Source organism: Pedobacter agri PB92 (assembly GCF_000258495.1).
Classification (GTDB): domain Bacteria; phylum Bacteroidota; class Bacteroidia; order Sphingobacteriales; family Sphingobacteriaceae; genus Pedobacter; species Pedobacter agri.
In genome coordinates, this window is sequence record NZ_AJLG01000001.1 from 17,835 (window position 1) to 30,534 (window position 12,700).

Sequence of the window (12,700 nt, forward strand, 5' to 3'; positions counted from 1 at the left end):
TAAGGTTTAGGGCTTCGGTGTTTTAAACCTTGCCCTTTACTTTAAGCTTTTACTCATTTAAATTACTCTTGGTCCTTCGGCGTTAACCGATGAAACGTAAGCTTTGCTGTTAATATTAATCTTGTGAAGATGTTGTTGTTGTGCTTTAGTTATTTTCTTGGCTGTTTCTTCATCTTTGGTTAAGGCAAAAACGGATGGCCCTGAACCTGAAATACCGAAGCCAATTGCACCATTTTCCATGGCAATGTTTCTCATTTCTTCAAAACCTGGAATGAGGATGGAGCGGGTTGGTTCTACCAAAACATCTTTCATACTCCGGCCGATTAAATCGAAATCATTCATGAATAGTCCGCTAACCAGGCCTGCAACATTTCCCCATTGGGTAACTGCATCTTTTAAAAATACTTTGCTGCGAATCATCTGGCGGGCATCTTTAGTCGGTACATCAACTTCGGGATAAACAATTGCTGCATACATTCCAGCTGGTGTTGGTAAAGAAATTACATCGAGTGGTTCGTAACTTCTAACCAAAACAAATCCACCTAAAATGGCAGGTGCAACATTATCTGCATGGCCATAACCACAGGCTAATTCTTCACCTTTCATAGCAAAAGGAACAAGCTCTTTTGGTGTTAATAAATCGCCCATTAGTTTGTTGATGGCAAATAAACCCGCAACGGTACTTGCAGAGCTTGAGCCCAATCCGCTACCGATTGGCATCTTTTTGTGTAGCTCGATTTCAACGCCTACATCCAAGCGGTTAATGTGTTGTAAATAGTGCTGAACGCTTGCGCTAACTGTATTTTTCGCTGCATCTAAAGGCAAGCGACCGTCATCGCCAGTGATTTTTTTAATAACTACTCCTGGTGTTTCCGTTAAACGCATCTCGACTTCATCGCCAGGTTCATTTACAGCGAAACCTAAGACATCGAAACCGCACACAACGTTGGCAACAGTTGCCGGAGCGAAAACTCTAACCCCCAAGCCCCTAAAGGGGGCTTTTGCCTTTCCATTGTTCATATCCAATGTTTCAACAGGGTTTGTATTATTATTTGACATGATTATTTATTTTTTTCCAAAACTGAGGTCTTGGGCTATTTTGTTAATTTTCTAGGTTCCTTTATCATTGCTCATTTCCATATCGCCTGTAATTCCCCCTTTAGAGGGTAGGTGATTGTTTATGGATTTTGCCCAACATTTATAATGTCAGCGAAAACGCCGGCGGCGGTAACTTCTGCACCTGCACCCGGACCTTTTACTACCAATGGACGAGATTTGTACCTGTCTGTTGTAAATGATATAATGTTATCACTTCCTGAAAGCATATAAAACGGGTGGCTGTCATCAACCATTTGCAGACTGATTTCTACATTACCATCTTCGAGCTTTCCAATGTACCGGAGCACTTTTCCGCCATTTGCAGCTTGGTTTTTTAGGTCTTCAAAATAAGCGGCGTTTTTCTGCAGTTCAGTGTAAAAATCCTCTACCGAAGTGGCATTTAAACAAGCCTCGGGTAAAATATTATCGATTTTAACATCGGCAGCTTCCAAAGGATAACCGGCGTCACGAGCCAGAATTAACATTTTACGCATGAAATCCTTTCCATTCAAATCATCACGTGGGTCTGGTTCGGTATAGCCCAATTCCTGCGCTTCCTTAACCGTTTCATAAAATCCTGCATCACCTTTAAAGTTGTTAAAGATGTAAGAAATCGTTCCAGATAAAATCGCCTCAATGCGGGCAACTTTATCACCACTCATCATCAATTCTCTTAAAGTGCGGATGATTGGTAAACCTGCACCAACATTGGTTTCATAATAAAAATCTACACCAAATTTGCGGGCGGTATCTTTAAAAGATTTATACTGGGCAAAGTCGGCCGAATTTCCTTTTTTGTTACAGGTAACAACGGAAATGCTGCTTTCGAAAATGCTTTGGTAATATTCAATTGGCGATTCTGCTGCAGTATTATCAACGAAAACACAGTTTGGCAAATTCATCGATTTCATTCGCTCTACAAAAAGTGATAAATCAGCTGTTTCACCATTGCTATCTAAATTGTTCTCCCAATCTTCAAGCGATAATCCTTCTGCTTTGAAAATCATTTTACGGGTATTGCTAATTCCCGCAACTTTAACTTGTAAATCATTATTTGCCGCAAGAAATGGCATTTGCTCTTTCAATTGGTTGAATAACGTTTTGCCGATATTTCCGGTTCCCAAACAGAAAATATTCAGGGTACGTTTCAAATCAGTAAAGAAGGCATCGTGAACAGCATTAACGGCTTTTGATAAATCATCTTTACTGATAATCACCGAGATGTTGTACTCGGAAGAACCTTGTGCAATAGCCCGAACGTTGATGCCGTTTCTGCCTAAAGCACTGAATAATCGTCCGCTCATACCTGGTGTGCGTTTCATATTTTCGCCAACTATGGCTAAAACAGCAAGATTATTTTCAACCTCTGGTAAGGCCAGTTTGTTGGCATCCAGTTCCAACTCGAATTCTTTTTTAATTAAAGCAATTGCCTGCCCGGCATCAGTTGGTTTAACTGCAAAAGTAATACTATGCTCTGATGAAGATTGTGTAATCAGCACTACATTAATTTGCTCCCGAGAGAGTAAAGAGAATAATCTCCCACTAAAACCAGCTTTGCCAACCATACCACTGCCAGTTAAATTAATGATGCTAATGTGGTCGATGGAAGAAATACCTTTTATGGGTAAGCTAGATGTTTTTACGTCGCTTTTAATATAGGTTCCTGCAAAATCAGGCTGAAAAGTATTCTTAATAACAAGCGGAATCTTCTTCATGAAAGCCGGAATCATCGTTGGCGGATAAATTACTTTCGCTCCGAAATAACTCAACTCCATTGCTTCGGTATAACTCAATTCGGGTAAAGAAAATGCTTTTTTTACAATTCGAGGGTCGGCCGTCATCATGCCGTTTACATCGGTCCAGATTTCGATTTCTTCTGCATTTAAAGCCGCACCCCAAACTGCAGCCGTATAATCAGAACCACCACGCCCGAGGGTTGTTACTCTGCCGGCTGCATTGCTGGCAATAAAACCAGTTACGAAAAGCACATTTTCTTTATGAGCCTGGTAAAAATCATTAATCAACATTTCTGTCAATTCGGTATCAACCTTTGCCTGCCCGAAATTGCTGTCGGTTTTTATAAATTCTGAACCGTTAACATATAAAGCTTCTGGCAATTGTTGCGAGGCGATGTGTGCAATCATGAAAGATGAGCAGCGTTCGCCATAACTTAAAATCTGATCTTTCGTTTGCAGACTCAGCTCTTTAAGGTTGGTTACTGCCTGCAACAGATCTTCTAGCTCATTAAAAAATATTTTTAAGCGGGTAAAAACCGGGTTTTGCGCTGCTGCTGGTAAAAGCGAACGGATTACTGCAAAATGTTTTGCCTCAATCTCTTTTAGGCCGGCATCGTAACTTTCACCGCGTTCGGCTTTTTCTGCCATGTCGGTTAGCAAGTTGGTCACCCCACTCATTGCCGATAATACAACTACCGGATTGCTTTGTAATTTTTCTTTTGCTACTATGTTTAACAGCGTTTTAATGTTCTCGGCCGAACCTACGGATGTGCCGCCGAATTTTAATACTTTCATCAGTTTTTAGTTTTAATGAATCTTACACTTTTGCTTGTTAATTATTTTGTGCAGTTTCAATGGTTTTTGGTTTAAAAAAAAAGCGCCCCGATTTGTGTCGGGACGCTTTCTGTGTTTATCTTTTTTCAATTTACAACAAATTAGCCTCCCTGATTTTCTCCGGTGGTAATAATAATCGTTGTAATAATTGATGTGTTAAAATTCATGTTCTTGGTGTACTTTGTACACCGTAAAGTAGAAGATTATTTTTTTAAAATGCAAATGTTTTTGAAAATTATTTAAAAATATTTTAATAAAACGATTAACCAGATGAAATGACAGCATGTTTTGAACCGAAAACTAATATGGGTTTTCATATGCTGGATCGAACTTCCACCCTTTTTTCAAGGAGGTGTGCCCGCAGGCGGAGCGGTTAATTCAATAGAGCTATTTTTAGAAAAGCTGAATCAGTAATTCTTCGGCTGGAGCAGTCCTGCCATTTGCTACAATCTTTTTTTAACTTCCATCATGCCGAGGCAGGGGGGGAACCATTTCATCGGCTGCAATGCTTCGTGCCTCAGCATAACAGTTTATTAAGGGCCGCTGCTAAAAAAAAGTATTTTCGCGTCTGTCAGGTTTAGTTAAATCTGGTTTGTGGAACTATTTGAGTTTATCGTTCCAATGGGTTAGAAATTTAGATTTTCCTGAGTAAGACAGAAAGGTTAAGTCGGTCGTTATGGAATAGCCAGCAATTGAGAATCATTAATAAAAAAAATTACATGAAATTCATTTCCTTTCTCTTATTCCTTTTGACTTTTAGTATCCATACTTACCCTCAATCCGCACCAGTAATAAGAATGAGGTGTTATGCAACAATCTCAGAAAATCAAGCACTTTGGATCGTTGTATTAAAAAAGAAGAGCTATATTTTAAATCATTCACCAGAAAGATTGATTAGACCTGAAACAGTCGAAAACATAAAAATTTTAAAAAATGCGGAAGCAACGGCGCTATATGGAGTCCGGGCGGTTAATGGCGTTGTGGTTGTAACCATTAAGAAATCTAAATCCAGAGAAGAATATAAGCGGTTAAAAACTTATTTCGAAAAAGCTTAGGCTTAACTTCTTACCCCAATATAAATCTCCACTTCAGATGCTGCTCCTTGTTGAGATTTCGCTCCATAAACTTCAAAATCTGCATTATAAGTTCTGTATAAAGCAATGTCGTTTGCCCAGATTTCCTGCCAGGTTTCTACAACTGCTTGAGGCATTTCACCTTTCGCCGTATATTTTATAAGTCTATCATTTTTAATTTCTCTGCCAACCAAACCATCAGGAATATCAGCCAAAGTAGTTACCCGATGCCCTAAAATGGTGCTGTACTTTCCTGTGTAATTACTTTCGTAATCAGTGTAGATAGCGTAAACATCGTCGCTTTCTTTATTTGGAATTTTATTTGAGATTCCTTCAGTGTAGAATCGTTGCCAAAGCATACCTAGATCTGTTGATGCCTGATTATTCTGGTTTGTTGTTTCAGTAGAGATGCCAATAATTTTGAAGTTTTCCATGGGATAGGTTTTTAGCGAAGATAACGTTTTCAATGATGTTGTCAGTCTGAGCTTGTCGAAGAACTTTTTATATTATTACCCTTCGACAGATCACGATAATCAAATGGCTGAGACTTGTTACAAAATCTTTTGTTTCTAAACCTGATTGTAGCGAACACGGAGCGCAGCGGAGTAAAGCGAAAAGCAGGACTAACGTTAAAATGAAACATAGGTTTTGCTTTCCAAATCATTCTAAATCATCTTCTACTTTTACCGCCTACATCTTCCATCCTTTTCATACCTTTGTTTTCAAATATGCAGGGCTTAATTATTAAATCTACCGGAAGCTGGTATAGCGTTTTGGCCGATAATGGCAAACGTTACGACTGCCGGATTGTTGGCAAATTCAGGATTAAAGGAATTAAAACGACCAACCCGATTGCAGTTGGCGACCGTGTTAAATTTGATCTGGAAAAGGACAGTAACCAGGGTTTGATAAACGAGCTGTTGCCCCGTAAAAATTACATTATCCGCAAATCAATTAACCTGAGTAAGCAGGCGCAGATCCTTGCTGCTAATCTGGATATGGCGATTTTGCTGGTCACACTGGCTTCGCCAAGAACTTCATTAGGTTTTATAGATCGTTTTTTAGTTACGGCCGAAGCTTACGATGTGCCGGCAGTTTTGGTATTCAATAAGCTGGATTTGTTTAGTAAGGAAGGTTTGGAAATCCTGCAGGATTTTAAAGAAATTTATGAGAAAATCGGTTATCCGTGTTATGAAGTTTCGGCTCTAAAAGGCATTAATATTCCCGTGATTCAAGAGTTAATAACCGATAAAATTACTTTAATTTCAGGGCATTCAGGTGTTGGGAAATCGAGCTTAATTAATGCTTTGTTGCCTGATCGTGATTTGCGTACCGGTGAAGTTTCTGACTGGAGCGACAAAGGGCAGCACACTACCACTTTTGCAGAAATGTTTGAATTGCCGCAAGGCGGTTTTATTGTAGATACACCTGGAATCAGGGAATTGGGGGTAATTGACATCGAAAAAGAAGAATTAGGACATTTTTTCAGGGAAATTTTCGAAACTTCTCACCACTGCCGTTTTAATAATTGCAGACATGTAAATGAGCCTGGCTGTGCCGTAATTGAGGCGGTGAATGAAGGAGATATTGCCGTTTCGCGTTATGAAAGCTATCTGAGTATTTATCACAATAACGATACGCGACATTAAGCTTAAAGCAGAATTAAATCATTATAACTTTAAATCTTTGTGTACTTTGTGCCTTTGCGGTTAAAAATAAATTATGAAATTTAAACTAGGAGATTTTGTTCGTTTTGTTGATGAAAAACGTGAAGGATATGTGACCAAGATTATCGATAGCCAAACTTTGGGCGTTACCGATGAAGATGGTTTCGAGATTCCTGTTGCAATTGGCAATTTAACTTCAGTTTATGGACATGGTGTATCTGCCAAAGAAGTTGATGCGCCCAAACCAATTGAGGTTAACGTTCCTTCTATCAGTAAAATTGAAAATGGAATTTATGTTGCCGTTGCTACTGATCAGAAAGCGGGTAATGTTGTTCATTTCCATCTTCAAAATCAATCGCCCAATGTGCTTTTGATTAGTTTAACAGCAGAGAAGAAGGAAAAATATTCAGGTTTGTTTCACGGTATAGTTGAATCTTACCAATCGAGTTTAATCTATTCTGCATCATTGGCTGATTTAGATATCTGGCCAGAATTTACCTTTCAGATTTTAGTTTTTAGCAAAGCTGATGTAAAACCCGTTGATCCTTTGGTGATTCGGAAAAAATTCAGGGCAAAAGATTTCTCAACAGAGCAGAAGGAGTTGCCACAATCGAAAAACAAAGGTTGGTTAATTCGTTTGGATGATCTTGTGCCGATTACCATTGATGCACAAAAACTGAAAGAAAGCTTCTTTAAGTCACCTGCCGAGAAACGAACTGTTGAAGCACCATCAAAGGAAATTGATCTTCACATTGAAAAATTGAGAGATGACCATCATTTTTTAGAAGCTGATGAGATTTTACAAATACAACTGAATCATTTTCAAAATGCATTAGATGCTGCAGTGGTGCACCATTTTGATAAAATGGTTTTTATTCATGGTTCTGGAAATGGAACACTTAGAGATAAAATCCATAAGTTAATTAGTAAAAATCCGCATATTAAAACCTATATGGATGCACGTAAGGAAAAGTTTGGTTATGGGGCAACCGAAGTAGTTTTTAAATAATGGCGTAATGTTTTTAGCTGTTTAATCGGTTAACTGCTAGCTGTTAATCAAAAACTTCATTACTATAATCTGGATTGGCGCCCGGTTGAGACGCGACAAAAGCACCAACTTTGCAGGCCCTATCTAAAATAGTATCTATAGGAAAACCTTGTAAATAACTGGAGGTAAAAGTAGCCAGGAAAGAATCTCCTGCGCCTACGGTGTCTGCCACTTTAACCTGATAACCTTTGTGATGATGTAATTTGCCATTTTCCAATACATAGGCACCTTTTTCGCCAACAGTAAGGCAAATAATTTTTATTGTAAACAACTGGCTCAATTGCTTAAGCAGCTGTTCATCGGTATTTCCGGTTAGCGAAAGTTCGTCTTTTAAATATACCAGCTCATGTTCGTTCACTTTCAGAATATCAGCTTCGATAAGCAATGCCTTTAAGGTATCAATATTATAGAACGGCGGACGAAGGTTGATGTCGAATATTTTAAGCTTTGCCTGCTTTAATAACGCTAGAATGGTGTTTTTACTTTTTTCATTTCTACATGTTAAGCTGCAATATACAAAGGCATCTGCATGGGTTACAGCTAATAAAGCTTCTTCCGATAATTCAATAGCATCCCAAGCCACAGGCTCTACAATGGTATATGTCGCTTGGTGTTGGTCATCTAATTTTACCTCAACGGTACTTGTTGGCAAGTTGTTGCCTTTTTGAATTAAATCGATCGGATAATTTTTTGAACTAAGGAAATCCAGGAGTTCCTTTCCATTGTCATCATCTCCAATTGCGCTGATAAATTGGCTGTTGATATTTTGTTTATGAAGATTTAAAGCCACATTCATTGATGATCCGCCTGCTTTTTTACCTTCAGGAAAAACATCCCATAATATTTCACCAATGGCCACAACTGATTTTTTCATAGTAGATTTTAAGTTTCGCAAGGTAGCAATTTTGAGAAAAAAACTTTAAAAAGATCAAGATCTCACCTGATTTTCACTTTTTAATGTTTTTCTCCGGCGTAACTTTCTATAAGTTAACAGCATTAACCAGCTCAATAGTGATGCAACTGCTAGATCACATATAAAGTTTAGTGTATCAAATTCGATGCTGGTACCGCCTTCCAAGGTTATCTCATTGTAGCCAGTTACTTTAGTGTAAAAGTTAAGCGGAAAACCATATTGATCGGCACCATCGGCATCATAATCTAAGCTCGTGGTAGCTAGTGTAATTATGCCAAATAATAAAACTCCACCCAATAAGATTTTAATACCATTTTTCATTTTTTTAGTCGAAATCGTAATAGATTCTGTATTTGTTGCAACAAATACATTGAAAGAGATAGCCTTGACAAGAGCCATTGTCCCTTAAATAATTTGGTAAATCTGTTAGTTTGAGTCCTCCGGCTTTTGCTAAATCACTTTCTATATCTGCGAACTGATCGAGCAAAGGTTCAATTTCCTGCCAGCCGACATAACCTTTAAAAGCACAGTAATCATTGCAATGCGCTAACCAATACTCTTGCTGCCATCCATTGTAACCCGGAGTGCGTTCCACTAATTCCTTCAATTTTTCTGGGTCATTTATATCATCAACATTGATATCATCCTGAAAACTACCTTCAAATTTCCTGGCTGCTTTACCATCGGCTATGCACCATGGACAAAGCGCTTCAATCTCATCAACAGCGAAAAATGGATTAGTATAGTAAATATCAGTGGGCTTTTTACAGCAATCGCAAGTCACTACCGTACCTGTTTCAAAAGCACCGGTAACTGTTGGTTCCGGGTGATATTTAAAATAAGGAAGCGCTCTTTGAAGCGAATCACTTTTGGTTATTTTTACCTTTGCCTTTGGTTTCGGAACATCTTTATGTTCCATTAATTCTAGTAACTGGGTTTTATCTTTTTGTTTATTTTCCAAAACAATTACTTTTTCTAATGCTGTGATTGCTTCCGCATAATCCATGGTATAGGTTTTAACGTTGCAAAGCATTCGCCAGAAATTAGTATCGGTCGGATAATCTTTTAAGATGGCATTTAACTGTGCTTCGGCTTTTTCAAATAAAGGCAAAGACATTTGCGAAGGCAACACATGCTCAAACCAGAATTTGTTGCTTTTAGAAATTGCACTCGAAATTAAAATGTTAATCTCCTTCAATTTTTCAATCCTGTCATCCATGATTACGCTAGTAAATTTTCTCTGCTATTATCTAAAATTTCCTGTGCATCTTTCTCAATCAAACGATCTAAAAGTGCATTGTAATTGTTGGCGATTTTGAACTCGAGTTCATTTTTATAAAGTGGAAATAAACTGTAAATATTAATTAAATTCTCTCCAGCTTTAATTTCCGTAAATTCTTCATCAAACGTTACTGAAGGCAGTACCACTAACCCCACAAAATCGGTTTCTGTGCTATACGTTTCCATATCAGCAGTACTTTGTAAGGTGTGCCCAATGCTTAACCAGGTATCATAATGATGTGGAAAGCGAGCAGTATCTTTAATCATTTCTAATATCCAGTCGTTTTCATTCTTACCTGGAAAGGTTTTTCCAAATTCGATTGACTTAGGTAGTAAGATCATCAGCTCTGCAAATTTATACAGTTCAGGCTCTTCAACTGATTCCGGAACAGTCATTTCCAGCAAGCTCATGCCTGAAGTTAGTAAAATATTAAAAGCGTGTCTTTTAGAGTTGATGAAATAAACATCTAAATGAATATCAGGTGAAACCATTTCATGAAATACTGTGATTTCGTTTGATTCATAAAACTGATCTAAATGATCGGCAATGGCTTCTGGATGATGGTCAAAATAGGTTCGGTTGCGAAACTTCTCGTAGAATTCATTCATATTTCTAAATTAAAAAGAAAACTAAATTATTGTTGCGTTTAAATTCACTGCAAATCTTAATCCATTTAATCAATTGAAGAGAATCTTATTTTTCAAAGGTTTTATTCATTTAGTTGCGGATGTATTTCTACATTTGAGTATAGAAGTAATTCATTTTTCTCATTTAATAAGCGCAACATGACTAAATCAATTTTTACCTTATTTTTCTGCTGTATTGTTTCATTTGCTTCAGCACAAATGGCAAGTGATAAAAGAGCAATCTTAAATGTGCTTGAAACACAAAGACAAGCCTGGAACAAAGGTGATGTAGAAACGTTCATGGAAGGATATATTAAAAGCGATAGTTTACTTTTTGTGGGTAAAAGCGGACCAACCTATGGATGGCAACAAACACTTAATAATTATAAGAAAACTTATCAGGGAAAAGCAGGAATGGGCATTTTAACTTTTGGAATAAAAAAGGTGGAGTTTTTGAACAATGACGTGGCTTTCGTTTTGGGTAGCTGGCATTTGAAACGCGATAAAGATGAACCGCAGGGGTATTATACTTTATTGTTCAGGAAGATTAATGGAATCTGGAAGATAATTGTTGACCACAGTTCCTAGTAGATGAAAAGATATCTTTTTAGCATTTGCACTTTAATCATTGTGATTTCGGCTTGTAATCCTTCAGCTGAAAAGCAACAGAACTTAATTTATAGTAAGGATGGATTGAGTTTTAGCTTACCAAAATACTGGAAAGTTAAAAAGGATCGCCCCATTGATGGTGTTGCGAATAGCCGTTTTATTTCAATAAGTGACGAAGAACCTTTTTCAAAAGATGCTTATCTAATTATCACCTCGATAGATTCTGTAAATCTAGATAAGACTTTACAAAATTTGATTACACAATCCAGAGCGAGTTATGGAAAACGCAAAGTGGAGTTCGGGATGTTAAATGAGCCAAGATCAGTTAAGATAGGAAAATATGAGGTTTTAAAGGCTGATTTTGAAACCAGGATTATTGCCAACCGCAATAAAGGAAGTTTAGCTGTGATGCATCACAAAGGAAAAACCTATTCTTTCGTTAGCAGTGTTGATATTAAGGATAAAAAGGAAAACTTTAGCGTAGCCGATTCGGTAATTAAATCTTTGCGTGTGAAATAAACTTCCTGTTAAAGTAATACAGTGAATAAATAGTCAGCAAGCAGCCAATTATCGACAATAAGATTACGCTGTTGGAGAAAAAATTTACCCAGTTTAATTGTACCTTAAATATCTCTTTGCTCAGCAAAACACCTATACTCCCCACATAACCGAATGAATCAGCAATATAAATGAGGAAACCCACATTGCCTGCTTGTTTGAAAGTAGCTATTAGCCGATCAAAAAACACCGCATTAAAGGGAATGTAAACCATATAAAGTCCTAAGCCTACCAAGGTCATCCACCAAACAGGAGGAATGAGGCTTGCCTTAAACATTAGTGTACATGCACCGGCTAATAGAAATCCCACAAGGATAAAATAATGTGCCGTTTTTAAGGCAGTAAAATTATTTTTGATGAGAACCATACTGCCAATGAGCACGAGCACGATTAATGTAATTGGCGTTTCTGTTTTCGCGAATATGGCAGGTTGATTTAAAAAACCCATTTCCTTCCACATTTCTGCGCCAAAGTTGTCTCGGATATCTCTGAAAATAGTTGCAAAGCAATAAATGATCACACAGGCGATCAGTCCGCCAAAAAATTCTTTAACAAATAATTTCCGATCTAGATCGATCATTGGTGTTCGCTCTGATCGATATTGAATATCTTCAGTATCTGGTAGTGGAATTTTTTCCATCAAAAAGATAAACAGCAATAGGGGCAATGCAAAAACTAAACCGGTGCTAAAAGGAATCCAAAATTCTGAAAGATGAAAAGTAATGGCCAACCACGAGCCAACAGATTTTACAAATCCTGAAGCGAAAATAAAACTTACCGCTAATGTTGCCCCGATGAAATCGGTGCTTCGCCTGCCTTCAACATAAGAGAAAACCACTCCCCAAAGCATGCCAAGTGGAAAACCATTAATGAAAAGAAAAACAATATTGTACGGCAAGGGCACAATGGCAAAAAACAGCCAGCTTAGCCAGGAAATTGCAGTTAGAAAGATAATTATTTTTCCTCTACCGTTGCGTTTTAATTCGGAGATAAATTTTATACCGTAAAATTTTGCCAATAGATAACCCAGCATCTGGCAAATGACCAGCACGGTTTTATAGCTGTAACCTCCAATAGTGAGCCCATCGAATGTGGCAACCGTGAATGATTTTCTAAAACCAAAAATCATTGTATATGCTAAGAAAACCACTATTGAAGTATATAGTCCTGTTTTGAGGTGGTTATTGAACTTGAAGGTTTTAGGCATCAGTATTTCCAAATGTTTGGTTTTGGAAATATAAATAAAAGTTAAGATA

At 37.6% G+C, this 12,700-nt stretch carries 13 protein-coding genes; 5 read left to right on the forward strand and 8 right to left on the reverse strand.

From position 1 onward, the window contains the following. Nucleotides 1–57 precede the first annotated feature (57 nt). Together ON09_RS00085 and thrA are read right to left on the reverse strand one after the other, a co-directional pair. The gene (locus tag ON09_RS00085) at nt 58–1,020 is read right to left on the reverse strand and encodes a homoserine kinase (protein WP_051010141.1); all 963 of its coding nucleotides are present in this window, start codon (nt 1,018–1,020) and stop codon (nt 58–60) included. A 158-nt stretch (nt 1,021–1,178) separates the two neighbouring features. Further along, entirely contained in the window at nt 1,179–3,629 is a 2,451-nt protein-coding gene (gene thrA, locus ON09_RS00090) for a bifunctional aspartate kinase/homoserine dehydrogenase I (RefSeq protein WP_010599026.1), read from the reverse strand. Between the two features lie 758 nt (nt 3,630–4,387). Between thrA and ON09_RS00095 the strand changes: the two genes are divergently transcribed. Beyond that, a complete protein-coding gene (locus ON09_RS00095) occupies nt 4,388–4,723 on the forward strand; it encodes a hypothetical protein (RefSeq protein WP_157258785.1) in 336 nt (111 codons plus the stop codon). A 2-nt stretch (nt 4,724–4,725) separates the two neighbouring features. On the opposite strand, the gene ON09_RS00100 is transcribed toward ON09_RS00095, so the two are convergent. Beyond that, nucleotides 4,726–5,175 carry a GyrI-like domain-containing protein gene (locus tag ON09_RS00100; protein ID WP_010599028.1) on the reverse strand — a complete coding sequence of 150 codons (450 nt, stop codon included), beginning with the start codon at nt 5,173–5,175 and terminating at the stop codon, nt 4,726–4,728. A gap of 294 nt (nt 5,176–5,469) precedes the next feature. On the opposite strand from ON09_RS00100, the gene rsgA reads away from it, so the two are divergent. After that, the gene (gene rsgA, locus ON09_RS00105; RefSeq protein WP_010599029.1) at nt 5,470–6,390 is read left to right on the forward strand and encodes a ribosome small subunit-dependent GTPase A; all 921 of its coding nucleotides are present in this window, start codon (nt 5,470–5,472) and stop codon (nt 6,388–6,390) included. A 73-nt stretch (nt 6,391–6,463) separates the two neighbouring features. Continuing rightward, nucleotides 6,464–7,417 carry a Smr/MutS family protein gene (locus ON09_RS00110; RefSeq protein ID WP_010599030.1) on the forward strand — a complete coding sequence of 318 codons (954 nt, stop codon included), beginning with the start codon at nt 6,464–6,466 and terminating at the stop codon, nt 7,415–7,417. A 43-nt stretch (nt 7,418–7,460) separates the two neighbouring features. Here the strand turns inward: ON09_RS00110 and ON09_RS00115 are convergent, their stop codons facing one another. From ON09_RS00115 to ON09_RS00130, 4 genes are read right to left on the reverse strand one after another with little or no spacing between them, the layout of a single operon-like run. After that, nucleotides 7,461–8,330: a carbohydrate kinase family protein gene (locus ON09_RS00115; protein ID WP_010599031.1), complete on the reverse strand. Its 870-nt coding sequence runs from the start codon at nt 8,328–8,330 to the stop codon at nt 7,461–7,463. A gap of 54 nt (nt 8,331–8,384) precedes the next feature. Next, nucleotides 8,385–8,690, reverse strand: coding sequence for a hypothetical protein (locus ON09_RS00120; protein WP_010599032.1), 306 nt, complete (start codon nt 8,688–8,690; stop codon nt 8,385–8,387). A gap of 4 nt (nt 8,691–8,694) precedes the next feature. Then, entirely contained in the window at nt 8,695–9,588 is an 894-nt protein-coding gene (locus tag ON09_RS00125; RefSeq protein WP_010599033.1) for a CbrC family protein, read from the reverse strand. 2 nt (nt 9,589–9,590) lie between these two features. Continuing rightward, nucleotides 9,591–10,259 carry a suppressor of fused domain protein gene (locus ON09_RS00130; RefSeq protein WP_010599034.1) on the reverse strand — a complete coding sequence of 223 codons (669 nt, stop codon included), beginning with the start codon at nt 10,257–10,259 and terminating at the stop codon, nt 9,591–9,593. A gap of 177 nt (nt 10,260–10,436) precedes the next feature. Between ON09_RS00130 and ON09_RS00135 the strand changes: the two genes are divergently transcribed. Beyond that, the gene (locus ON09_RS00135) at nt 10,437–10,865 is read left to right on the forward strand and encodes a YybH family protein (RefSeq protein ID WP_010599035.1); all 429 of its coding nucleotides are present in this window, start codon (nt 10,437–10,439) and stop codon (nt 10,863–10,865) included. Between the two features lie 3 nt (nt 10,866–10,868). After that, nucleotides 10,869–11,405: a hypothetical protein gene (locus tag ON09_RS00140; RefSeq protein WP_010599036.1), complete on the forward strand. Its 537-nt coding sequence runs from the start codon at nt 10,869–10,871 to the stop codon at nt 11,403–11,405. On the opposite strand, the gene ON09_RS00145 is transcribed toward ON09_RS00140, so the two are convergent. Next, entirely contained in the window at nt 11,383–12,651 is a 1,269-nt protein-coding gene (locus ON09_RS00145; protein WP_010599037.1) for a DUF5690 family protein, read from the reverse strand. The genes ON09_RS00140 and ON09_RS00145 overlap by 23 nt on opposite strands. Between the last annotated feature and the right edge of the window lie 49 nt (nt 12,652–12,700).

Coding starts and splice junctions, on each gene's coding strand:
- ON09_RS00130 (WP_010599034.1), bottom strand. CDS start 10,259: ATGAATGAATTCTACGAGAAGTTTCGCAACCGAACCTATTTTGACCAT.
- ON09_RS00140 (WP_010599036.1), top strand. CDS start 10,869: ATGAAAAGATATCTTTTTAGCATTTGCACTTTAATCATTGTGATTTCG.
- ON09_RS00110 (WP_010599030.1), top strand. CDS start 6,464: ATGAAATTTAAACTAGGAGATTTTGTTCGTTTTGTTGATGAAAAACGT.
- ON09_RS00095 (WP_157258785.1), top strand. CDS start 4,388: ATGAAATTCATTTCCTTTCTCTTATTCCTTTTGACTTTTAGTATCCAT.
- ON09_RS00100 (WP_010599028.1), bottom strand. CDS start 5,175: ATGGAAAACTTCAAAATTATTGGCATCTCTACTGAAACAACAAACCAG.
- ON09_RS00120 (WP_010599032.1), bottom strand. CDS start 8,690: ATGAAAAATGGTATTAAAATCTTATTGGGTGGAGTTTTATTATTTGGC.
- ON09_RS00125 (WP_010599033.1), bottom strand. CDS start 9,588: ATGGATGACAGGATTGAAAAATTGAAGGAGATTAACATTTTAATTTCG.
- ON09_RS00145 (WP_010599037.1), bottom strand. CDS start 12,651: ATGCCTAAAACCTTCAAGTTCAATAACCACCTCAAAACAGGACTATAT.
- ON09_RS00085 (WP_051010141.1), bottom strand. CDS start 1,020: ATGAACAATGGAAAGGCAAAAGCCCCCTTTAGGGGCTTGGGGGTTAGA.
- thrA (WP_010599026.1), bottom strand. CDS start 3,629: ATGAAAGTATTAAAATTCGGCGGCACATCCGTAGGTTCGGCCGAGAAC.
- ON09_RS00115 (WP_010599031.1), bottom strand. CDS start 8,330: ATGAAAAAATCAGTTGTGGCCATTGGTGAAATATTATGGGATGTTTTT.
- rsgA (WP_010599029.1), top strand. CDS start 5,470: ATGCAGGGCTTAATTATTAAATCTACCGGAAGCTGGTATAGCGTTTTG.
- ON09_RS00135 (WP_010599035.1), top strand. CDS start 10,437: ATGACTAAATCAATTTTTACCTTATTTTTCTGCTGTATTGTTTCATTT.